Origin of the sequence: Sporolactobacillus nakayamae, from assembly GCF_900113325.1 — a bacterium.
GTDB lineage: Bacteria > Bacillota > Bacilli > Bacillales > Sporolactobacillaceae > Sporolactobacillus > Sporolactobacillus nakayamae.
Genome location: NZ_FOOY01000009.1, coordinates 69,698 through 93,532 on the forward strand (window position 1 = coordinate 69,698; position 23,835 = coordinate 93,532).

Here is a 23,835-nt window from a genome sequence, read left to right on the forward strand (position 1 = left end):
ATCAACGCTGCCTGAGTTATTTGTGACGTTTATGACACCTGTCATGTTTTTTTTATGATTGTTGGAACTGGCACTGATGCATCAGACCGCCTACACTTCTTATAGAGGAGAAAACGGATAACGTAGATAACTTTTATCGTTTTTCTTTAGGAGGTGGGGCTATTGCTGATTATAAAATGTATTCCTCTGATTAAGCATTTTCTGCGTGTGATGTTTTATTATAAAATCAATTTCATTTTTACCTTTGGTGTGCCGCTTTTTTCGATTAGTTACACTATGAGAAGTAAAATTTTTCAACAACCTCAACCATTACCCACCATGGAAATGATTCTTTTCTGGACTGGATACATGATTGTGCTCTATGCGTTGTTAGGCAGTGGACCGGCAATCGTTATGTTGCGCGAGGATCAATTTCTGAAGCAGTTTGTTTTTATTTCAGGCAATCGATGGACAGTTATCGCAGCCAAGTATAGTTCACAGTTAATAGTACTTCTTGTTTCCACCTGGGTGCTCGATATAGTGTGCAGTGTATTTTTTTCTCTCCCGTTCATCACGCTTCTTTGGATTACGCTCGCCATGATTTTCATTTGCGAGCTTCCGATTTATGCGCTTTTCTTGTTTTTCGTCGCATTGAACGTCCGCCAAGAAACGATTCAACCAATCATGAACATACTTATATTCTTTTTTATTGCGCTAACATGGAATGATTTTTCTGGAATAGCCACTGTTGACCATATTATTACGATTATCAATCCAATTGACTATGCGTCACAGGTTGGCCGGGCGCTTCTGTCTCGTATCTTTCCTAATGTCATTTTTTCACCACCGTCTGTAATGGTATTAGCAACCTGTATCTATTTAATGATCGGACTTTTTTCTATAAAACGTATGAAAATATTACCGATTTTTCGAAATTGAGGTGCTCTTGTTGTTGATTAATCATCTGTCATACCATTACCCTAAGAATCACAAAATCATCTTTGACGATCTATCCATAAACATCATGCCAAAATCTATAAATGTTCTGCTCGGTGAGAATGGAGAAGGAAAAACGACACTTTTCGATGTGGTATCCGGATTGATTCGTACCGACGCTCAGATCCATGATAAAGTGCCGGAAAAGGATCTTATATACCAAATCCAAGGCGTGCCGATTTTAAGTACGCTTTGTGGCAAGGATTTGGCAGAACTGATTCTCTGTTCCAGTGGACAATATCGATTCGGAGATATGAATCCTCATTTGTTTGAGAAAAGAATGGAGAATGATAGGGACTCATTCAAGAAGGTCCAGTATCTCTGGAAAATGCAATACGGCAAAATGTCTCCGGGGGAGCGCCGCTGGTTTACCATTCTGCTGTACTGTCTAATTGATAAAACGCTTTATATTTTTGATGAGCCGACGGCCGGAGTAGATTCTTACGCTGCAAGACAAATTATAGAGCAAATCAATTTGCTTCAGGAAAAAGAAGGGAAAACCATATTCATTGCGACACATCGGATTGATGATCTCAGGCATTTTTCGCATTTTCACATTCATGTTCTGTCTCATGGGAAGATTGTGTTAAATGAGAATGAACGAAATTGGATTCAGGCTGCCAAAAGGGTTAACTTACCTTTTCTAAATGTATTTGCTGACGCTTGGATAAATGATAATTGAAAAAATGATTGAATAGAATAGCTTTGGATGATTTACGGAATGACGATTTGTGCGTATTCTAGAGAAAGGGATGCACGGTATGTATGAAAGGAAGTGTGGGTGTGAAGCTGTTTCCAAAATCGACAGGTCCTTACCCCTATCTATGGATACTGATCATTTTTCCTCAATATTTCATCAATGCTTTGCAAGATGACAATCTAACAAGCAAAGTCACCGCTTTAATCACGGGTATTATACTCATTTATGTGTTTCGGCAGATGTATTGGCTGGGTTATCTGGCACTACTCCTTCATTTCTTGCTCGGGATTGCAGCGTTAACCGCTGTTTCTATTGTTGTGGATCCGTCCATGATGTTTTATGCTATTGGCTTGGTGTTTCTGTTTGGTTATATTGAACACGTAAGGAATCTAGTAATTGGTATTGCTGGACTCATTATTGCATATTTGACTGTAGCTTTGGTTGTTAATGGAGATCCGCTTGCATTTGATAACCCGTACCAGGTTGTCTTTTTACTGGTAGAAGCGGTAATTCCGACAGCTGTTTTTATGCACGAACGAACCAAAAACCTGCACCATCAATTGGATCACGCGAATGAACAGATTGTGACGCTGGTAAAGGAACAGGAGCGCGATCGTCTCGCGCGTGATCTGCACGACACGTTAGGGCATACATTGACCATGATCGTTCTCAAAAGTGAACTTGCTCTGCGGCTCATAGATCAGGACCGGGACAAAGTGAGAAGAGAAATCGGCGAAATTGAACAAATAACCCGATCAGCATTGCGTCAGACTCGGGAGATTGTTTCCTCGAACAGGCATCATTCGTTGACGGAGGAACTTAATGAATCAAAACGTTTTCTCGAAATGAAGGGCATCTCTGTCACAATATGTTCTCCGGAGACATGGCCTCAGATTCAGCAGTCGTCTGATGAGACGATGCTGAGCCTCGCTCTGCGAGAAGGAATCACAAATGTAGCAAGACACAGTGCGGCAGAGCATTGTCGCATTGATGCAAGAGTTGAGTACCCAAAATTGGTTCTGGAAGTTAAAGATGATGGGGTTGGAATTGGCAAAGAGCTTTCAGGGGGAAGCGGTATGCATACCATGCGTGAACGTATGCAGTTAGTCGGTGGCACAGTTGATTTTTTAACTGAAGAGAGCGGTACAACCCTTTGTTTTTCATTACCTCTGAATGAGAAGAAAGCTGGTGTGGGTCTATGAGACTGGTGATTGCCGAGGACCAAGGCATGCTGCGCGGAGCACTTGCCCAGTTGCTTGAAATGGAAGATGATATTGAGGTCATTGGTCAGACTGGAAACGGCAGAGATGCAGTTGAGTTAATTAAAAAACAAACGCCTGATCTTTTAATTGCGGATATTGAAATGCCTGGAATGACCGGTTTAGAGGTTGCTGAAGAAATAAAACGATCATGCTCCAGTTGTAAAGTAGTGATCGTGACAACATTCGCACGTCCCGGATACCTCGAACGCGCGATGAAAGCGGGCGCATCCGGATACATACTGAAAGATGAACCGATAAATAACTTAATCGCGCATTTGAGACTCATAAACAATGGAGGCAGGTTTATTAGTCCTGAGCTGGCGACAGCGTTCTATTTTGCCAAAGAAAATCCGCTGACTGAGAGAGAACAGGATGTGTTGCGTCAGGCTTATTCGGGTTGCGGGACACAACAGATCGCGGATCATTTTCATCTAACACGAGGCACGGTACGCAACTATTTGTCAACGGCCATTCAAAAGATGGATGCACATTCGAGACAAGAGGCGGCAAAAAAGGCGAAAGACAACGGATGGATCTAGGTGAGAGGAGCCTATGAATGTTTAAGATAATGATCGTAGAAGATGATTCAACAATGCGTGAGATGATTGCAGAAACATTGGAAAAATGGAAGTTCGATACTAAATCTGTAATTGATTTTGAGCAGGTTGTTGCGTGCTTTATCAGCTATCAACCCGAGCTGATTTTGCTTGACATCAATCTTCCTGTATTTGATGGGTTTTATTGGTGCCAGAAGATTCGCACACTATCAAATGTACCGATTATCTTTATTTCATCACGTGATACGGTAATGGACAAAATCATGTCGATGAATATGGGCGGAGATGATTACATCACCAAACCAATCAATTTGGATGTATTGACAGCAAAAATTAACGCGCTGCTCCGAAGGACCTATTCGTATATGGAGAGCAGTCTTCAAGTTTTGGAATATCATGGCGCGATGCTTCAGCTCACAGAGAATGTACTCATGTACCATGACCAGTCAATTGAACTGACAAAAAATGAGTTCAGAATGATGCACACGTTCATGAAACACGCAGGATCAATTATCTCCAGAGATCAGATCATGCGCGATTTGTGGGAAAATGAAAGCTTTGTTGATGACAACACGTTGACAGTAAACATGGTACGGCTGCGTAAAAAGCTTGATACGCTTGGTATGAAAGAATGGATCAAAACGAAAAAAGGGCAAGGTTATCAGTTGCAATGAAAATAACTAACTATTTGTGCGATCAAAGATTATGGTTCGTTTATTATATAACTTCTAGTGCTTTTCTTACAATCTTTCTGACTGTCGTACCTTCATTGCGACTGAAACTCGGCGATCTTCTGTATCTGCATGGAGTGCTGTTCTTTTTCTTTATCGTTTTTTTACTCATTGATTATTATCGAAAAGCGCGTTATCTGTCAGTGCTGAAACAAGTGGCTGAACGCTATGAGAGGGACCGATTATTTACCATCCCTGACTTCAAGACGCACGAACAGAGAGCGATGGCTCATCTATTGAGTAAAATAGACAAGAATCATCGGCAGCATATGCATCAATTACAATCGGATATCAATGAGAATAAAGATTTTATTCTTGCCTGGGTTCATGAAGTGAAAACACCGATTGCGGCAGGAAAGATGCTGATCGCCGCGAGCGTGGACAAAAGCAAAGATGAGCTCGTTGATAAGTTTGAAGATGAACTTGATGCGATTGATCGTGATGTGGAGCGAGCACTTTATTATTCACGAACAGAAGGTTTTTCCAACGATTATTTAATCAGTGAGTATAAAATGCAGTCGATCATTGACTACTTGCTTAAGAAAAATGCGAAGCTGTTTATCGCTAAAAAGATTAAGGTAGATAGGCGTGGTCTGCAGATTCAAGTGCTGACAGATAAAAAATGGCTGCAGTTTATTATTGATCAGATCATATCCAACGCATTGAAATATATGGATGTTCATGGAACATTGTCGATTACGGGTGAACGATTAGAACGAGGCAGTCGATTACGTATTAAAGATAATGGATGCGGTATTGCGCCGCAAGATTTGCGACGCGTATTTGAAAAGGGTTTTACCGGATCGCTCGGAAGAGAAACAAAGCATGCCACAGGGATCGGACTTTATCTTGTCCAAACGTTGGCTAAGAAGCTTGGCCATCATGTATCCATAACGTCGGCGCAGGGCGAGGGAACGGAAGTCATTTTGGAGTTTCCAGATCATGTTGATTACACGGAAGTTGGGCGCAGAGCAGCAACGTGACGAAAGTGTAAGCTTGCTGCTTAAACTGTAAGCTATTTCGAGGGAACCCCGGCACGTTGTCATTTACAATGAAAAAGTAATGGACGAAACGATAATAAAGGGGCTGTTTATGATGCTGCTGAATGCAAAAGGATTACAGAAAGTCTATGGAAGAAAAGGACAAACGTATACGGCCATTCGAAGTCTTGATCTATCGATTGACAAAGGCGAGTTTGTTGGAGTAATGGGGCCATCCGGTTCGGGGAAAACAACGCTGCTGAACATCATGTCGACGATTGACCAACCTTCTGATGGAACGGTTGAAATTAACGGTCGGAATATGAACACAATGAACGAAAAAGAACTCGCGATTTTCAGAAGAGAGCATTTGGGCTTTATCTTCCAAGACTATAACCTGCTCGATACGCTGACTGTTGAAGAAAATATTGTACTCCCCTTAGCCTTGGCGAAAGTGAACGCGAATGAGATTGAGCGAAGAGTACATGAAACAGCCGACTTTTTGGGGCTGAAGGAACTGCTTAATAAGTATCCATATGAAGTCTCAGGTGGTCAAAAGCAGCGAACAGCCGTAGCACGTGCGACCATTTTCAAACCGGATATTATCTTTGCGGATGAACCGACAGGCGCGCTTGATTCAAAATCAGCTACAACCTTGTTGCGAATGTTGACACGACTTAACGAAGAAGAGATGGCAACTTTACTAATGGTAACGCATGATGCGTTCTCTGCGAGCTACTGTCATCGAATCCTATTCATCAAGGACGGGGAGATCTTCACCCAGCTTGATCGTGGCCGTTTCTCAAGAAAGGAATTTTTTCAGAAGATCCTCGATGTACTCTCCGTTTTAGGGGGTGAGGCAAGTGACCTTATTTGAGCTTGCCCGCCGAAATATGGCACGAAATTTCATTCAGTATTTTCTCTATTTCGGTTCAATGATCATCAGTGTGCTGATTTTCTTCATCTTTGTGTCTATTCAATATAATGACGAGGCGCAAGCGGCTGCCGCGGATTCTGTTAAAATCAACACCGCATTTCAAGCGGCTTCGATTGTTCTGCTGATCTTTGTTGCTCTATTCATCTGGTACTCCAACAGCTTTTTCACAAAAAGACGCAAGAAAGAAATCGGTTTGTATGCACTGATGGGTTTGCGCAAAAAACAGATCGGTTGGATGCTTTTCTTTGAGAACTTAATTCTTGGTCTGATGTCACTTGCCGTCGGTATGTTCATAGGTATGCTGCTTTCAAAATTTTTTATTATGATTCTGATGAAATTGATGCACATCACTGTGGCGGTTCATTTTTCCATTTCATTGCCCGCTATTCTTGAGACGATTATTGTCTTTCTCGTTATCATCGTGACGGCCTCGTTCTATGGCTACCGCTTGATCTATGGTTTTCAACTTGTGGAACTCTTTCGTGATGAGAAGAAAGGCGATCGTGAGCCAAAAGTATCCATTTTTCAGGCGCTTCTTGCCGTTGCACTCATTGGTACCGGTTACTTTCTCGTACTTCAAGATTTGAAACCACCGCTTTGGCGACTGCCTATTGTCGCGCTTATGATGCTCTTATGCATCATTGCCGGCACCTATCTGCTCTTTCGCTCATTGACAGTTTTTATTCTCAAACAAATGCGCAAGCGAAAAAATGTCTATTATAAAGGGACAAATGTAATTGGTATCTCGCAGCTTTTGTATCGGATGAGAGGAAACGCGCGCGTGCTGACGGTGATTGCAGCGATGAGCGCGGTGACCCTGGTGTCTGTGGGAACTAGCTATAGTTTTTATTACAATGCGGGCGAGTGGACTAAAAATAATTTTCCGCATAGCTATAAGTACGTCATTCCAGTGGATCAGCAGGATAAGGCAGAACAGTTACTCTACAAAGCATTGCGGGCAGATGGAGAGCAGCATAAAGTTACCTCTCACGTGTCTGTCCCTGCGCTCAACTTAGACGTGCAAATGTTGGAATATGATGGCGGATCAGCAGAATTCGACATCATTTCTGAAGCTGTTTATAACCAAGTGGCGGCGCGTTACGGGCAGAAGGATCGAATTCATCTCATCGGAAATGAAGCAACAATGCTGGCAAAATTTTATGAGAAAAAATTTAAGAAAAGTTATATTGGTCACAATGGCAAGATAGGATCAGTCGAGAGTTATGAAAATGGCGGAAAGAAAACGTTTGTCCATTACGTTAGCTATGAGCGCACGAAATTTTTGCAGTCAACGACGGTCGTGGTGAGTGACACAATGTTTCAGAAACTAGCAAGGGTGAGCAAACCATTGATTTTGAACCAAATTGATGTCTCCGGTCAGGAACATTTAGGAAAAGTGGATGACCAATTTTTGATTGCCATGAATAATCTTGAAAAAAAAATCAAAGAAAGGAATGCTCACTATTACGGTGTATTCAGTTTCTATGGCATCTACCATTCGACCATGACAGCCTACGGATTGATCATGTTCTTGGGTGCTTTTCTTGGCCTTGTTTTCCTGCTGGCGACCGGCAGCATTATTTATTTCAAACAGCTGAACGAAGCTGCGCAGGAAAAGCCGCAGTATGCAATTCTGAGAAAAGTGGGCCTGACAAACAGAGAGATTAGAGGAACAATCGCGAAACAAGCAGCCTTTATCTTTGTTCTGCCGCTTGTAATGGGTGTTTTGCATAGTACGATCGCGTTAGGAGCGCTATCACGTATGATTGACGATGATCTGACCGTTCCAGCTGTGATTTGTATGGGAATCTATGCGCTCATCTATTTTATTTACTATTTGTTTACCGTGCGCGCGTATACAAAGATGGTCACCTCATAAAACAAGAGCAACAAACCCAATCAATACTTGGAGCGAGCAATTCACAAATGCACATTGATTCTTTGTCGAAAATGTGCGCGTGCTGATACAAATGGGGACATGACTGCATAAGATATAGAAAAATAGAGGAGGATGCAGTATGTTTATTCTCATCGTTGTGATGTTTATTCTCCTTATCATTGTGGGTCTTTTCTATTGACAAATGATCCCGATGTCAACCGGTTTTCAGGTCATAAATGAAATCCGGTTTTTTGCACAGGCAAGAAAATATAAAAGTTAAGAATTTAAGGAAAACTATCCGGACGTTCATCCAAAAATCAAAATAAAAGTGTCAAACAATTTTTTGTGAACTGCTTCTTCCAAACTAGTGTTTAGTCGACAAAAAAACCCCGTTCAGAATTTGCCGGAAATGTGTGACAATAAAGGTATCTTAATTATGCGAAAGGAAGTGCCTGCAGCGATGCCAAACATCGTTTCTTTCAAATTCAACCCAGCGGAACTGAAACTAAACAAATTCATTGATTTCTATGGTTACTGCACGCAATGGAATCAAAATATTTATGTATATGGTAAAAATGAATCGCAAAAGGTTCATCGTCTTTCTGAACTTCTTTCCTTTATTTTGTTTTCTCATGATCATGAATGCCTGATCGTTATTGAGGGTAGTGGAATTGATGAAACAAAAGACTATATTACCAAACACTTAGTTGGTGGTGTTCAGACAGCCTAAGTAGGGTTTGCGTATAGTGTGATGCCCAATCTAAAATGTGACAAATCCGTGAATTATCTTTTCAATATGGTATAGTATGAATAGCGTAAATTCATATTGAAAGGGTAGGAGTTGCATGACAACAATTGAACGCATAAGGACAGCGCCGATCAGTCCTGAAAATGATCCGTGGGAAGCCTATTTTGATGTGGAGCACTATGGACATTTAACACTGACGAATGTGGAGTTTACCACAACCACGCTCTGCAACATGAGGTGTGAGCATTGCGCGGTGGGCTATACCTTGCAGAAACGTGATCCGGATGCCCTTCCATTAGACTTGATTTTCAAACGGCTTGACGAAGCGAAAGATCTTCACGCTTTAAGTATCACAGGCGGCGAACCGATGCTGTCACTCAAGTCGGTGAAAGAGTATGTGGTACCCATCTTAAAGTATGCGCGTGAACGCGGATTGAGAACCCAGATCAATTCGAATCTGACGCTTGATCTTGCGCGATATGAACTGATTATTCCATATCTTGACGTACTTCATATTTCGTTTAACTATGGAAGCTTCGAAGATTATTCCACTATTGGTTTCGCTATAATGGAGAAGAAACCGAAAATAGAAGCACAACGGCTGTTTTTTGATCGCATGATTGAAAACGCGCGGGAACTGACAGCACGTGGCGTCATCGTTTCAGCGGAAACGATGATCAATAAGCGGACATTGCCGCATCTCGAACGGATTCACGAACAAGTGGTAGCGATGGGGTGTCAACGGCACGAAGTACATCCGATGTATCCGAGCGATTTTGCCAGCGCGTTACAAGTCGCCTCACTTGATGAGATTCGATCCGGTATTCATCGTTTGCTTGATTGTCGTGACCAGAACGTGTGGATGCTGTTCGGTACCCTGCCATTTTATCCTTGCAATAAAAATGAGAAGGATCTGGCATTGCTTGAACGTCTGTATCATGAGAAAAATGTAACGGTTCGTAATGACCCGGATGGCCGTTCTCGGCTTAATGTTAACATTTTTGATGGCAATATTATCGTGACTGATTTTGGCGATGCGCCGGCACTGGGCAACATTAAAACAACAGCACTTGAAGATGCTTATCAACACTGGTTGATGACCCCGCTCGCAAAATCGCTGAATTGTCATTGTCCCGCGGTCAAGTGTCTCGGGCCCAATGTACTTGTCAAAAATACTTATTATAAAGACGTTGATTTTATGCAGCGAAAAGCGCTGATTGCACGGTGATTCACAACTATTTATAATAAATTAAAAGGTCCTCTGCTTTTTTTTGCAAAGGACCTTTTAATCTATTAAATATCTAAAGCCGCTTTGAGATAGAGCTTTAGGGCATCAATTTGAGTTGCGGCACCAACCGCTTCGTGCCCCAGTAGTGCCGCTTCTAGAGCAATTCCATCGCTCGTGTTAATAAAAAAACGTGTAATTGCTTCAATAGGCTGCTGTGGACTAAATTCGCCACGGCGAACGCCTTCTTGGAAAAGACGTAAAAAAATGGATTGCCCTTTCAGATAACGATTTCTTAAATACGTTTTTCGTTCCTCATTGCGCCATCCGGTGACAAAGTATTCATAGACGGCTATGGAAAAAGGAGTACCAGCTTCATGCGCTAATGCCTCTAAATAATCTTGAACCGCGTTCCACATGCTTGTGTGTTTCTCAATAAGCGAATGAATAAACTTCTCAAATTCCATATTATTGTCTTCCAATAATGCGCGCATCATTTCTTCGGTGCTTGAGAAATACTGATAGACACCGCCGCGGCTCATTCCGGCTTCATTCACAATGTCCTGCATCGTGGCCGGTTCAAAGCCCTTGCTGGAAAAAACACTCTGGGCGGCTTGAAGGATTTGCTTTCTTCGTTGCGCGAAATGAGCTTCACTCACCTTTGGCATCGTCATACCTCCTGTTTTTTCCAGTATATCACAATCAATTCTCCATCGATCATGAGCTTTGCATATCACCGGTACGCGTTTCGCTCAATTAAAGGCTATATGTTCCCGCGCCGAGTCTGTCTGGTTCAGGCATCCGGCGCAAAATCGGCAGAGCGAGCCAATATAAAGAAACAAATAAGAGACTTGCCCCAATACTGATGAAAATAGGACCGACACCCCATAGATGTGCGATTTGTCCGCCAAATAATGATCCAAGCGGCATGGCACATCCGCCGGCACTGATCATAATGGTATAGATTTGTGCCAAATGTTCTTGCGGAACAGCCTTCTGCAACGCTGAAACAAAAAGAATATTTGTCATGCCAGTTGGAACCAGACTAGCCGCGTATAGGATAAGCGACAGACTGTTCAGTGATGTAAAATAAGAGATCAGCCATGAGATTCCAGATAAGAAAAACCCGCAAATAACCAACCTTCCTAACATAAATTTTTTTACTAATGGGGCTGCAGCTGCGCCGATAAGTATTCCGATTGTTTCCGCTGATTGATAAAAGCCGTACCATTGCGCGCCGCCGCGTCCTGCTGCATAAGCGGGTAATGTGGCGTTGAGCATTCCGAAGACCAGATTGGCGATAATAGTCGCCGGTATAAATTGGATAATAAAGGAACCAGATACTATTTTTAATCCGGAAGTGAGATTATTCCAATATTCTTTGAATTTTTTCTTCAGATCTGTTGGTTTATCAGGTTCCTTTTGGACTTTCATTGTTCTTATAATCAGAAGAAAGCAGACGATACTGCAACCATTGAAAAGAATTGACAAAAGATAGAGCGTTAAGGGTGAAATAAAGACGATCAGAATTCCTGCCAGACTAGTGAAAATGATGGTGAATGCTTGATAACTCACGTTCATCAGAGCATTTGCTGCGGCGTACTGTCCTTCTTGAACAAATTCCGGAATCAAGGACATTTCCGCAGGGTTACTGAACATACCTAAAACAGCCACGATCGGCGTGAGTACGATGAGCGCTGCGGCAGAGTGCCAAAACGTAGTAAACATAATGTAAGTGATGACCACCGAAACGATTTGACCGAGTTCGGTCGTCCAAAGCAATCTCTTTTTATTCATTCGATCAACGAGCGGACCGACCAGAAATTGAAACATCATGGGGGCGAGTGCAAGAAAACCAACTAAGCCAGTGTAAAAAGTATCTTGAGTAAGGTGGTAAATGTACCAAATCAGTGAAACGTTGTACAGGCTCATTCCAATTGTGCTGAGTGCGCGCCCTGAAAGGAGTTTCCAAAAATTAGCCGACATATCATTCATCTCCAAAAAAGTATAATGACACCAATGTCGTTATTATAAACGACATTGGTGTCATTATCAACAGCTTTCACTCAAATAAATTTTTGTGACTATGCATGTGAAACGAGTCGAAAAATATGTTAATCTTTTTTTAACAAGTTGAAAACAGATTGTAAATCTACTGCGTTCTGTTAGAATGGAGTTTGGGCTCTTTTTCAGTTGAACAAGGCTTAGACTCATATTTGTTTCGGCTGACAAAAGAATTTTGATTATGATATGGAGAGGTGGACTTTGTGCACTTTTTGTCGAAAAATGACAAGTTTTTGAATATGCTTTCAATTATCTCACTAAATTTGGAGGATGCTGCAAAATTCTTTGATGAAAGCAAAATTAAGAATGAAGACGACCTACACGAATTTTCCCGAAAAATGAAAAATTATGAACGTAAGGGTGACTCTTATGTTCACGAACTCATTATTGCCTTGAACAAAACCTTTGTCACACCACTGCAGCGTGAGGATATTCTTGAACTGGCAATGAAAATGGACAATGTATTAGATGGCTTTGAAGAATGGTCGATGAGGCTCGAAATATATGGTATCTCTCACGCGGATGAATTCATGGTTGAATTTGTTGGTATCCTCTATGAATCATGTAAAGAAATTAATCAAGCGATTACGCTGATGAGTAAAAAAAATCTTTCCGGCATTCGCAATAGTGTGATCAAAATAAATGATTACGAAACGCAATGCGATGATTTACTTGTGAAGTGCATTACAAGTCTCTTTAAAAATGAAAAAGATGCAATTAAAATCATTCAGTACAAAGAATTATACGAAATGCTTGAAAGTGTTGCGGACAGTTGTGAAGATGTCGCAGATACTCTTGAAACAATCATGATGCGTAACGCTTGACAGTATTAACGAATCTTGGTGCGACTATCTTTTTGTATCGGTTATTCTTAATGAAGAATAGGCAAGCAATACAGAATTCACGCATTCATTTTTACGCGGAAAGGGTTTTATAATCATGGAAAGTTTGTTTGCGTTGACGCTGATGATTGTATTTTTGGCGTTTATGTTCGACTTTATTAATGGCTTTCATGACACAGCCAATACCATTGCCACATCTGTTTCTACCCGTGCGTTGCGGCCTCGAGCTGCTATTATACTGGCAGGAACAATGAACTTTCTGGGGGCAATTACATTTACCGGAGTTGCTCAGACAATTAGTAAAGGAGTCATTGATCCTTTTTCTATTAAAGATGAAACGACGGGATTAATTATTGTGATGGCTGCACTGATAACAGCGATCCTGTGGAACCTTGCCACGTGGTTTTTGGGAGTGCCGAGCAGTTCATCGCATGCGATCATCGGTTCACTGGCCGGCTCAGGTATATCGGCACTTGGCTTTGGCGCGTTAAATTATGAAGGATTTATTGAGATTTTCGAGGCTTTAATTTTTTCACCAATTGCCGCGATAACAATTGGCTTCATAGTAATGAAGCTTTTTACACTCCTTTTTCACAATTTTTCTTTGACGAAGACCAATAGGCATTTTAGAATATTTCAAATATTTACCGCTGCCCTTCAATCATTCGCACACGGCACGAACGATGCACAGAAAACGATGGGTATTATCACTATGGCATTAGTAGCATCGAATTATCTCACAGCGGTTGAAATACCAATGTGGGTGCGTATCGCTGCCGGATTGGCTATGGCGATGGGTACATCTGTTGGCGGATGGCGAATTATTCATACGGTAGGCAGCAAAATCATGAAGATTCAACCGATTAATGGAGCGGCAGCTGACCTATCTTCAGCTACGATCATTTTTGGTTTTACCTTTATCCATTTTCCTGTCAGTACGACACACGTGATCACTTCATCGATCTTGGGCGTTGGCTCAGCGGAACGTGTCAAAGGCGTGAATTGGGGAATGGCTATAAATATTCTGATTACATGGGTGATTACCCTGCCTTTTACTGCACTTGTCTCTGCTGTCATTTATCGTTTATTAAATTGGATCCTTTAATGAGCTCGCTTATACGGGCTTTTTTTTTATTTACTGGATTGAGTACACATAGTTCTGACGCAATTCTACGGATGCATGAACGTTTAATTAATTATGGATTAGCTGAAATCGGTACAAGTTCAATACTCTGGTAAGAAAATAAAAGAATAAGTGAAGTGAACATGCAATTAAGGGTTCGCCTGTGCTAGAGACTTGTCGACCCCAAGATCTCTAACAGTTAGTGGTGAAAGTTTTGCATAAAAGCGGTTACAAGCAGGGGGATAAAAAATAATAAAATGATGACCGGCCACTGGCCGGAAACATTATTGATCAATAGGTGTGTAATAACTTCGTTATATTTGCGCACTCTCAAGTGATGGTGAATGCTTTTCCTGTACTTCAATAATCAATAGATCGAGTTCTTGACTACACCGCAATGTTTGCTCGGCATACAGACCATAACGTTTCGCAGTATTTAATAATTCCTGTCTTTTCTTCTCTATATTTTTTGAATAAACGGTACTAATTTCCTGGGATATACATACCGCTGGAAATTCAGACATGAACACATAGCCCCTCCCGACACTGTATAAACTACCGATATTAAATCTATTATAGCATGTCCTTTTTTTTTGTCTACTAAATGAACGAAGGCTCTATCAAAAGTAGTCGTTTTGCGTATTACAATTTATAATGAAACACAGGGGGGAAGATGAATGAAGCTATCAGACCTGGAATTGATCACTATATTATCCGACGAAGGTAATATGCGAAAAGCCTCTGAACGGCTCTTTGTATCTCAACCTGCCCTAAGCCAGAGGCTCCAATATATTGAACGTGAATGGAATACTCAATTATTTGTCCGTTCAAAGCGCGGCGTAGCATTAACTGCAGAAGGTGAACTCGTTGAACGTTTCGCGCGTGAAACGCTGGAACGGGCGGCAGAGACTCGCGCTGAGCTCCAGGCACATGAGTCGGAAATCCATGGGACACTGAAACTCGCGGTCTCATCAGTGAATGGTCAATACTGGCTTCCTGATGTTCTGAAAACTTTTGTTGAATCTCATCCGCTCGTAAAGATTTCGCTGACAACGGGTTGGTCGAGCGAAATTTTGAAGCAGATGTATCGGGCGGATTGCCATGCTGCGATCGTACGCGGTACGCCAAAGTGGGGTGGAGGAAAGGTATATCTGTTTTCCGACCCGCTAAATTTTGTGGATTCGAAGATCTCCACATTAGAAGAACTGAAGAATGAGGAACGTCCTTATATTCAGTTTCGCAGTGACTCGTCATACGATCAAATCATTCAAAATTGGTGGCATTCGCAAAATTTAAGATTGCCTGTTCGCACGATTATGGTGGATCAGATTGAGACGTGTAAACAGATGGTCACGCACGGAATTGGTTACGCGGTTCTGCCGTCGATCAGTCTCACAGAACGAGATACGGTGAACAAGATTTTACTGCTGGATCATCAAAATCAGCCGATTGTTCGCGAAAATTGGCTTTTATACGATCGAGAGGCACTTCATCTTGATCAAGTTCTTGCGTTTGTAAACCTGGTGAAACATAGACTTTTCTCGTGAAATTAGATAATATAGCAATGAAATGACAATTAGGAGGAACGTTCATGAAGCAGATGGATGCGTATGAAATTATTTCATTTTTGCAAAACAGTGTTAAGAAAACACCGGTAAAAGTTTACATAAAGGGTGAGTTGACATCTTTATCATTCGGTGAAGATGTTCACACGTTTATTAGTGGACAAGCGGGTACCCTGTTTGGCGATTGGCAAGAAATTGAACCGGTTCTTGCAGCAAACAAAGATAAAATTAGCGATTATGTAGTTGAAAACAACGCCAGAAATTCTGCGGTGCCATTACTTGATTTGAAAGGCATTGAAGCGCGTATTGAACCGGGGGCGCTGATCCGTGAGAAGGTTGAGATTGGTAAGCAAGCGGTGATCATGATGGGGGCTGTTATTAATATTGGCGCTGTTGTAGGCGAGGGAACGATGATCGACATGAACGCAGTGCTTGGCGGACGCGCGACGGTAGGAAAAAACTGCCATATCGGTGCTGGCGCGGTACTTGCTGGTGTTGTCGAACCACCATCTGCACAACCGGTTGTTATTGAGGATGATGTTCTTGTTGGTGCTAACGCAGTTGTTCTAGAAGGTGTACATATTGGAAAAGGTGCGGTTGTTGCCGCCGGAGCGATTGTCACCAAGGACGTTCCGGAATACACAGTTGTCGTTGGCGCACCGGCCCGTGTCCTTAAGAAGATTGATGAGAAGACGCGTTCGAAAACAGAAATTATGCAAGAACTGCGTCAGCTATAATAAATACGGGTGATTGCTCGCAAAATGGGAAGGGATCAATCATGGACTATATTGGGATCAGACGTGCTTTGCATCAGATTCCGGAGCTCGGCTTTGAAGAAGTGGACACACAGGCGTTTCTATTAGAACAGATTCAGCGGCTGCCCCAAGATCGGATTCAAATGAAAAAGTGGAAGACCGGATTGCTTGTTCGTGTGTCAGGTACTGATCCTTCAAAGCTCATTGGATTTCGTACAGATATTGACGCACTTCCGGTCAAAGAAAATACTGGATACGATTTTCAATCCAAGCATGAAGGAAAAATGCATGCGTGCGGTCATGACTTTCATATGACAATTGCGCTGGGCACTCTTGAGAATATTGTGCTGCATCCGGTAAAAGAAGATACACTATTCATTTTCCAACCAGCTGAAGAAGGACCTGGCGGGGCATTGCCAATGATGGCAAGTGACGAATTCAAATCATGGAAACCGGATCTAATCTTTGCGCTGCATGTGTCACCGGAGTTTCCTGCGGGTACGGTCGCCACAAAAGAAGGGATTCTTTTCGCGAATACATCTGAGCTCTTCATTGACTTCAATGGTAAAGGCGGTCATGCTGCAAGTCCTCATTTAACTCATGATACAATTGTCGCCGCCAGCCATTTTATAGTCGGGCTTCAGACAATTGTCGCGCGCCGGGTTAATCCGCTGCATTCCGCCGTACTCACGATTGGAAAAATCACCGGTGGATTTAAGCAAAATATCATTGCTGAGCATGCTCGTGTTGAAGGAACAATAAGGACACTACGGCAAGATACTATGGCGCTGATTAAAGATGATATAGAACGGCAAGTTAAAGCGATTGAAATTGCCTACCAATGTAAGGGAACAATTGATTATGGAGCCAATTATTACCAAGTATTCAATCGTAAAGAATATATTGATCCATTCATACTCTTTTGTAAGGGTAAAGATTTCCCATATATCATTTGTGATGATGCGATGGCAGGCGAGGACTTTGGCTATTTCTTGAAAGAATTACCCGGATTCATGTTCTGGTTAGGAATCGGTAAAACGTCCAGCTTACACTCGGCGGATTTTAAGCCTGATGAAGCAGCACTCGCTCAAGGAGTTAAGGTGGTTAGCACGTATATTAGAGAAGGCATTTAAACAAAATAGAATGAATGAGTCAATCAACCGGAACGAAAAGAATTTTTCGTTCCGGTTTCTTTTTTTTTGTGTATGAATTGCTTATAAGCGTATTAATGGGAGATCAGGTAGTTACGTGCTATCATTAATAAGTGACAGCGGAATGAAAAATTTAATAAGCATATTATTTGATAAAATTAGTTCTAAATGATAATATAGCGACCCGTTTTTATGGTTAATATTCTTTTGCATCAGTATTTATAATTAATTTAAATTAATTATCATTTAATATTGACTTAAATTAATTGCAATACTATAATTAGTGACATAGCCTCATGATCCATGAGGAAAGAAGCTAATTTTTGGGAGGTATTATCGAAATATGGTAGAACGTCTTGTAAGTGCAAAGGCCCCTTTATTTAACCTTGACAGTGTCAATGCGGATGGTTCATTCGGTAAAGCGAATTTGGAAGAGAACATTAAAGCTGGAAAGTGGACAGTTTTTTTCTTCTATCCAATGGATTTCACTTTTGTATGTCCGACTGAAATCACGGCATTTAGTGACCGTTATGAAGAATTTCAAGATATTGGTGCGGAAATCATTGGTTGTTCCTGTGACACAATCTACACACACCAAGCTTGGATGAAGACTTCGAGAAGAGAAGGCGGCATTGGCAAAATTAACTTCAGTCTTGCGGCTGACCACACTCACGAAGTTGCAGAAAAGTACGGTGTACTTATTCCTGAAGAAGGTGTTGCACTTCGAGGCTTGTTTATCATAAGTCCTGAAGGTGATCTTCGTTACTCAGTTGTCAATGACAACAATATCGGTCGTGATGTTGACGAAACATTGCGTGTTCTTCAAGCGCTTCAATCCGGTGGACTATGCCCAGCAAACTGGCACCCTGGTGATGAAACACTGCACGTGTGATTCGGAAAATATCAGAACCAAATAATAAATATCGGCAGAATAACTGCTTTTGATAAACAGGACAATTTGTCCTGTTTTTTCATATGTGAAGGAAGGTAAAATTTTCGGTGGAATGATTAGAGACACCTCTGTTACTTGCCTTTGCCCAAGACTTCGTAAAGACAGTTTTTTTGATCAGTTTAAATCAATAACTCTGGATGAAAATTAAAAATGATCACAGATAAGATCTGTCATGCGAGGAGCGAAAGACTTGTTGTCTGCATTCAATCTGTTAAAATGGGGGGTACTGCAAGATCATACATAAAGAATTGTTCCACATTCTATAAGAGTCTGTTCAAAAAGGAGGAAAAAAAGAGCCGAGTTCAGGCAAATCACCACGTCCTTGTGGCACGCCTGACACTAGCTCGTCCTGAGCGGATGCAAATGATACGTGAGGAGAGGAGAAACAAGCTGACGCAGAACTTCCGCAGGATGCGGTGACTTTCGCGTTATGTACAGGACGTGCATGTTCTTAGCGAAAGAACCTATCTCCTCTTAGTGAAAGATCCTTATTATTTATCCCGGACTTTTTGAACACCTTCTAAAAGCGGAACAATAGGGGAAGGGGCTGCATAGTGAATATATTCAAAAGACTGAAACCATTCTATTGGCCAGATAGGAAGTATTTGTTTGGATCTCTGTTATTTCTCATTCTCAGCAGTGCAATCACAATCGTGTATCCGATTGTTTTGCAACTGACCATTGATCAAGCAATTATCCGTCGGAACATTTCGCTTATTCCGATTTTATCTATTGGCTTTGTACTTATAATGGCTGTTAAAGGATTCTCAAGTTACTATAGTCAATATTGGGGCGATATGTTCGGTGTCAGCTCAGTTTTTCACTTGAGAGAGGCACTTTATAAGAAACTACAATATCTTCCTTATCACTATTATGACAGTGCGAAAACCGGAGATTTGATGTCGCGACTGACAGCCGATGTTGAAGGATTCCGTTTTTTTCTGTCTGCAGGATTTACGCAACTTGTTAATTTTGTTGTCTTGGTTGGATTCAGCATTGCACTCATGTTTTATTATTCTTGGGAACTGGCACTTGTCACATTGGCGATGCCTCCTTTTCTTTGTGTGAGTGTTTTTCGCTTTGACAGGCGAGTTCACCCTGCATTTCGTAAAATTCGGCTGTCACTGGCAAGCATGAATACACGTGTCCAAGAAAATATTAGCGGCATGAACACGATTAAATCGCTAGGCAGAGAAAATTTTGAAATAAACCGTTTCTCAGAGAGTAATCAAACATACAGAACGAGAAACTTGGTAACCGCTGATATATGGGCAAAATATTTTCCACTAATGGAACTTATTGGAAACATAAGTACGGTCTTCATACTAGCACTTGGCGGCTATTTTGTTATATCCGGACATCTAGCACCAGGGGCACTGGTCGCTTTTTTCAGCCTTGTCTGGTATATTATGGATCCTTTAATGAGTCTTGGATTTATGATCAATACTTTTTCACAATCGAAGGCTTCCGGAGAGCGCCTGCTTCAAATTCTTGACGAAAAAAGTGACATTGCGACTCCAAAAGATGCGTTTCAAAAGGAGCGTCTTGACGGAGATGTTGTTTTTCAAAAAGTATCTCTTCTTTATCCAAATGAAAAAGTGCCTGCACTTGAACAGATTAGCTTTGAAGCAAAACCGGGGAATGTTATCGGTTTAATGGGAGCTACAGGTTCAGGAAAATCAAGTATTACTCAGCTTATCGGACGTTTTTATGATGTGACTGGCGGCGAAGTTCGCATCGATGGCTGCCCGGTTAAATCTTACGACTTGAAGTCTCTTAGGAAGAATATCGGATATGTATTGCAAGAAAATTTCCTTTTCTCATCAACCATTCGGGATAATATTGCTTATGGAAATCCGAAAGCCACGATGGAAGAAGTGGTGCAGGCGGCAAAACGTGCTGAAGCAGATGAATTCATTCGTACGCTGCCGAACGGCTATGATACGGTTCTTGGTGAGCGAGGAATGGGACTATCAGGTGGTCAGAAGCAGCGCATTTCGATTGCTCGAGCTCTGCTTGTCAACCCAAGCATCTTAATTTTGGATGACGCAACAAGTGCAGTTGACATGCGTACTGAAGGATTAATACAAAAGGCATTTAAAGAATTGATGAAGGGCAGAACAACATTCATCATTGCCCATCGAATCTCATCCTTGCAGATGGCGGATCAAATCCTTGTACTTGAACATGGCCGAATTAAAGAACGTGGAAACCATGATGAATTAGTCCGCCATGATGGTGTTTATCGAAGAATCTATGATATTCAATTTAAGGATCGTGATCTTATAAAGCAGCAAGTCGCACGTCCGGGGAGGAATCGGTGATGAAGAGCGAAATGGGAAAAGAACGATTTTTCTATCCTGAGGACCGGGTGATTGAAAAACCATTCAATTGGAAGCAGCTGCTTCGACTTTTTAACTATTTAGGTCCCTATGTAAAGACGCTGATTCCGAAGGCAGTCGCGGCTATGGTTGTTACGACAGTTATTCGACTCATTATTCCGATTATAATTGGCGTTTATGCGTTTGATCAGGCGATTGACGGAAAAAATTACAACATGCTTTACTGGCTAGTCGCAATAACCGCTTTGTTATATGGACTGTCATTTGTCAGCAATTGGTACAGAATTCGGACGACAAACCAACTCGGTCAGTATGTGATTCATGATTTGCGGGAGAGTTTATTTAATCACATTCAATATCTGTCTCACCGATTTTTTGACTCGAGGTCGGCTGGTTCAATTCTTGTTCGTATCATTAACGATGTCAACTCAATGCAAGACTTGTTTACCAACGGGGTTATCAATACTCTGATGGATATTGTTACCTTGATCGGTATTTTTGTGATTTTGTTTGTGCTCAGTCCACCTCTTGCAATCGCAGTTTTGATTGTCATTCCGTTGATGTTCTTTATCTCAACGAAGTTGCGGCGCAGTATTCGCCGTGCATGGCAAAAAGTGCGTATGAAAATGTCAAAGTTGAATTCCCATTTAAATGAGAGTATTCAAGGAATACGTGTGACACAATCGTTTACTCAAGAAGAAGAGAACAGAGCTTATTTTAACGGAGTCAACACGGAGAACTTTTTAGCATGGAAAGAGGCTTCACGAAAAAATGCGATGTTTCGGCCATTTGTCGATCTATCCAATGCAGTTGGATCAGCAATTTTAATCTGGTTTGGCTCATTTCTTATCCATCAGAACTCGATTGAAATCGGAACTTTTGTGTCCTTCGCTTTTTATCTTGGTATGTTTTGGGGGCCGATTTCACGTCTTGGTCAAGTGTATAATCAACTACTTGTTGCTATGGCATCATCGGAACGAATTTTTGAATTTCTGGATGAACAGCCAAGTGTTCCAAATAAAAAAGATGGAACGAGCATGAAAAATGTGCGCGGTACGATCGATTTTGATCACGTGGAATTCAGCTATACCGGCAAACGAAAAGCACTCAAAGGAATTTCATTTCATATTCCGGCAGGAGAGACTTGGGCTCTGGTTGGACACACAGGGTCAGGAAAAACGACGATTGCCAACCTGATTAGTCGCTTCTACGATGTGACTGCGGGTACCGTTCGTTTTGATGGTATCGATGTGCGCGATCTTGATTTGCGTGAATTGCGCGCAAGTGTGGGAACAGTGATTCAGGAGACCTATGTTTTCTCTGGAACAATCATGGATAATATTCGCTTTGGTAACCCGGACGCGACTGATGCGGAGGTTATTCAGGCGGCAAAGGCAATTGGCTCAGACACATTCATTCAAAGTCTTCCGAATGGCTATCTTACTGAGGTAGAAGAACGAGGCAATATTCTTTCTGTTGGTGAGCGGCAGCTCATTTCTTTCGCACGAGCCTTGCTCTCAGATCCGAAAATTCTCATTCTTGATGAAGCAACGGCAAGCATAGACACAGAGACGGAAGCAGTTATTCAAACAGCGCTGAAACAATTATTGAGAGGGAGAACATCCATAATCATCGCTCATCGTTTATCCACGATACGAGATGCAGACCAAATTGTTGTACTGAACGAGGGAGATATTGTTGAAAAAGGTACTCACCAGCAACTAATGGAGCTGCAAGGCAGGTATTTTGATTTGGTGCTCAGTCAGTACAATGCTCTCGACGGAGTATCATAATTAATCTTTCTATTGAGCACACGGCTGAACAAGAATTGATGTTTTTATCATTGCAGTACTTTGTATCATTCATTGAGTTAAGATTGCCGGATGGTTCTTTGGTATAATAGTTATGCGTGCCGCAATAGTGCGGAGAGCCCGCAGATTGGAGAGAGCAGGTCATGGTGCAACAATTGATTATGATCACCCTGTGGATTATTATTTACGGGTATATGATCACGGCATCAATTGAATTCGGAACGGGTTTCTATTTGTTTTATGGACAACTTCTTATAAAACAAGAGCGTCTTTATATGCCGCTTCAAAATTGGCTGTCACCAGTCTCAGAGCTTATAAATATTGGCTTTGTTCTTATTTTTACAGCTGTGATCGGTTTATCTCCCGAGATTGTTCTTAACTTTCAAACGCCATTGGTGTTCTGTGCTGTACTCGCGATCCTTCTCACAGTTCTCAAAGGTGCTTTCTTTGCGATGGCCGAGCTTCTGCCAAAAGGAAGAAAGGCAAGCAAATTCTTTTTTGCCGGAAACGGTGTATTGGGGATCTTTATTCCAACGGTGCTCAGTATCACGCTGGTGATTAGTGAAGGCGGCTTTTCTATTTATGGGGCGGGAGGCCTTTTCGATTTTCTTACGTACATGTTTTCTAATTTATACTTTTGGTCTGTAATGGTCATTGCTATTGTCAGTATTTTTTACATAGGTGCGATGCATCTTGTTTGTTTTGCCTCATTGATCGGAAATCGGAAATTAACGGATCATTTTAGAACGATCGCACTCTTTATGAGTATGCCGACGGTGCTGGCAAGTGGCTTTGTTTTTCTGGGGATTGAGCTTCAGAATCCGGATCATTTTCTTGCGATGCTCGGCGATTCATGGTTGTTCATGTTCTCGCTTATTTGTTTGCTAGTCGCTGTGACACTCGTATTCTTGAGAAAATATCGGTTTGTTTTCACTTTGGTCATGTTGCAATATTTTTTCGCTTTTTTCGGGTATACGGTTACACATCTCCCGTTTCTCATTTATCCGGATATAGTGATTGATTCACAACTATCCAACTGGGGTCAGTCAGGGTGGTTTTTCCTGATTACGTTAATTACCGCACCTACGTTACTATCGCTTCTCCTCTTAATGAGGAGACGTGGCGTGTTGCGAAATGCAGCATTTCGAAAATCTAATTAGAAAACGTGTCTATTGTTTCTCTGCTGTATAAAAAAGTAAAAGCACAACGAACCGTTCATGGGCTCGCTGTGCTTTT

General features: G+C 41.7%; 22 protein-coding genes and 1 pseudogene. 20 read left to right on the forward strand and 3 right to left on the reverse strand.

What is annotated here, in order from left to right:
• Positions 1 to 162 precede the first annotated feature (162 nt).
• The 11 genes and pseudogenes from BM003_RS07355 (at position 163) to yfkAB (ending at position 9,997) form a co-directional block, all read left to right on the forward strand.
• Positions 163 to 918, forward strand: a complete 756-nt coding sequence (locus BM003_RS07355; RefSeq protein ID WP_093671638.1) for a hypothetical protein — start codon at positions 163 to 165, stop codon at positions 916 to 918.
• A gap of 10 nt (positions 919 to 928) precedes the next feature.
• A complete protein-coding gene (locus tag BM003_RS07360; RefSeq protein ID WP_093671640.1) occupies positions 929 to 1,657 on the forward strand; it encodes an AAA family ATPase in 729 nt (242 codons plus the stop codon).
• 83 nt (positions 1,658 to 1,740) lie between these two features.
• On the forward strand, positions 1,741 to 2,877 hold the full coding sequence (locus BM003_RS07365; protein WP_093671642.1) for a sensor histidine kinase: 1,137 nt from the start codon (positions 1,741 to 1,743) through the stop codon (positions 2,875 to 2,877).
• Positions 2,874 to 3,476, forward strand: a complete 603-nt coding sequence (locus BM003_RS07370) for a response regulator transcription factor (RefSeq protein ID WP_093671644.1) — start codon at positions 2,874 to 2,876, stop codon at positions 3,474 to 3,476. The genes BM003_RS07365 and BM003_RS07370 overlap by 4 nt, the downstream gene beginning before the upstream one ends.
• A gap of 17 nt (positions 3,477 to 3,493) precedes the next feature.
• Complete coding sequence (locus BM003_RS07375; protein ID WP_093671646.1) at positions 3,494 to 4,168, forward strand: response regulator transcription factor; 675 nt, start codon at positions 3,494 to 3,496, stop codon at positions 4,166 to 4,168.
• Positions 4,165 to 5,208 (forward strand): sensor histidine kinase, encoded by a 1,044-nt coding sequence (locus tag BM003_RS07380; RefSeq protein ID WP_177184694.1) that lies wholly within the window; start codon positions 4,165 to 4,167, stop codon positions 5,206 to 5,208. The genes BM003_RS07375 and BM003_RS07380 overlap by 4 nt, the downstream gene beginning before the upstream one ends.
• A gap of 112 nt (positions 5,209 to 5,320) precedes the next feature.
• Positions 5,321 to 6,082: an ABC transporter ATP-binding protein gene (locus BM003_RS07385; RefSeq protein WP_281242878.1), complete on the forward strand. Its 762-nt coding sequence runs from the start codon at positions 5,321 to 5,323 to the stop codon at positions 6,080 to 6,082.
• Positions 6,069 to 8,021: an ABC transporter permease gene (locus BM003_RS07390; protein WP_093671652.1), complete on the forward strand. Its 1,953-nt coding sequence runs from the start codon at positions 6,069 to 6,071 to the stop codon at positions 8,019 to 8,021. Before BM003_RS07385 ends, BM003_RS07390 begins: the two co-directional genes overlap by 14 nt.
• A gap of 133 nt (positions 8,022 to 8,154) precedes the next feature.
• Positions 8,155 to 8,220: pseudogene (locus BM003_RS07395) on the forward strand (YjcZ family sporulation protein); the annotation flags it as partial.
• Positions 8,221 to 8,481: 261 nt separating this feature from the next.
• A complete protein-coding gene (locus BM003_RS07400; RefSeq protein ID WP_093671831.1) occupies positions 8,482 to 8,751 on the forward strand; it encodes a hypothetical protein in 270 nt (89 codons plus the stop codon).
• 115 nt (positions 8,752 to 8,866) lie between these two features.
• Positions 8,867 to 9,997: a radical SAM/CxCxxxxC motif protein YfkAB gene (gene yfkAB, locus BM003_RS07405; protein WP_093671654.1), complete on the forward strand. Its 1,131-nt coding sequence runs from the start codon at positions 8,867 to 8,869 to the stop codon at positions 9,995 to 9,997.
• A gap of 65 nt (positions 9,998 to 10,062) precedes the next feature.
• On the opposite strand, the gene BM003_RS07410 is transcribed toward yfkAB, so the two are convergent.
• Together BM003_RS07410 and BM003_RS07415 are read right to left on the reverse strand one after the other, a co-directional pair.
• Complete coding sequence (locus tag BM003_RS07410; protein ID WP_093671656.1) at positions 10,063 to 10,662, reverse strand: TetR family transcriptional regulator; 600 nt, start codon at positions 10,660 to 10,662, stop codon at positions 10,063 to 10,065.
• Positions 10,663 to 10,750: 88 nt separating this feature from the next.
• A complete protein-coding gene (locus tag BM003_RS07415) occupies positions 10,751 to 11,980 on the reverse strand; it encodes an MFS transporter (RefSeq protein ID WP_093671658.1) in 1,230 nt (409 codons plus the stop codon).
• Positions 11,981 to 12,261: 281 nt separating this feature from the next.
• On the opposite strand from BM003_RS07415, the gene BM003_RS07420 reads away from it, so the two are divergent.
• Together BM003_RS07420 and BM003_RS07425 are read left to right on the forward strand one after the other, a co-directional pair.
• The gene (locus tag BM003_RS07420) at positions 12,262 to 12,882 is read left to right on the forward strand and encodes a DUF47 domain-containing protein (RefSeq protein WP_093671660.1); all 621 of its coding nucleotides are present in this window, start codon (positions 12,262 to 12,264) and stop codon (positions 12,880 to 12,882) included.
• 115 nt (positions 12,883 to 12,997) lie between these two features.
• Positions 12,998 to 14,005 (forward strand): inorganic phosphate transporter, encoded by a 1,008-nt coding sequence (locus BM003_RS07425; protein ID WP_093671662.1) that lies wholly within the window; start codon positions 12,998 to 13,000, stop codon positions 14,003 to 14,005.
• A 332-nt stretch (positions 14,006 to 14,337) separates the two neighbouring features.
• Here the strand turns inward: BM003_RS07425 and BM003_RS07430 are convergent, their stop codons facing one another.
• The gene (locus BM003_RS07430) at positions 14,338 to 14,547 is read right to left on the reverse strand and encodes an aspartyl-phosphate phosphatase Spo0E family protein (protein WP_093671664.1); all 210 of its coding nucleotides are present in this window, start codon (positions 14,545 to 14,547) and stop codon (positions 14,338 to 14,340) included.
• A 153-nt stretch (positions 14,548 to 14,700) separates the two neighbouring features.
• Here BM003_RS07430 and BM003_RS07435 point away from each other — a divergent pair, with 153 nt between their 5' ends.
• From BM003_RS07435 to BM003_RS07470, 7 genes are all read left to right on the forward strand, one after another.
• Positions 14,701 to 15,570 (forward strand): transcriptional regulator CcpC, encoded by an 870-nt coding sequence (locus BM003_RS07435; RefSeq protein WP_093671666.1) that lies wholly within the window; start codon positions 14,701 to 14,703, stop codon positions 15,568 to 15,570.
• A gap of 44 nt (positions 15,571 to 15,614) precedes the next feature.
• Positions 15,615 to 16,325, forward strand: coding sequence for a 2,3,4,5-tetrahydropyridine-2,6-dicarboxylate N-acetyltransferase (dapD, locus tag BM003_RS07440; RefSeq protein ID WP_093671668.1), 711 nt, complete (start codon positions 15,615 to 15,617; stop codon positions 16,323 to 16,325).
• Between the two features lie 41 nt (positions 16,326 to 16,366).
• Complete coding sequence (locus BM003_RS07445; RefSeq protein WP_093671669.1) at positions 16,367 to 17,476, forward strand: N-acetyldiaminopimelate deacetylase; 1,110 nt, start codon at positions 16,367 to 16,369, stop codon at positions 17,474 to 17,476.
• A gap of 361 nt (positions 17,477 to 17,837) precedes the next feature.
• On the forward strand, positions 17,838 to 18,386 hold the full coding sequence (locus BM003_RS07450) for a peroxiredoxin (RefSeq protein WP_093671671.1): 549 nt from the start codon (positions 17,838 to 17,840) through the stop codon (positions 18,384 to 18,386).
• Positions 18,387 to 19,000: 614 nt separating this feature from the next.
• Complete coding sequence (locus BM003_RS07460) at positions 19,001 to 20,770, forward strand: ABC transporter ATP-binding protein (protein WP_093671675.1); 1,770 nt, start codon at positions 19,001 to 19,003, stop codon at positions 20,768 to 20,770.
• Positions 20,770 to 22,581: an ABC transporter ATP-binding protein gene (locus BM003_RS07465; RefSeq protein ID WP_093671677.1), complete on the forward strand. Its 1,812-nt coding sequence runs from the start codon at positions 20,770 to 20,772 to the stop codon at positions 22,579 to 22,581. Before BM003_RS07460 ends, BM003_RS07465 begins: the two co-directional genes overlap by 1 nt.
• Before the next feature lie 161 nt (positions 22,582 to 22,742).
• A complete protein-coding gene (locus tag BM003_RS07470; RefSeq protein ID WP_093671679.1) occupies positions 22,743 to 23,759 on the forward strand; it encodes a cytochrome d ubiquinol oxidase subunit II in 1,017 nt (338 codons plus the stop codon).
• Positions 23,760 to 23,835 lie beyond the last annotated feature (76 nt).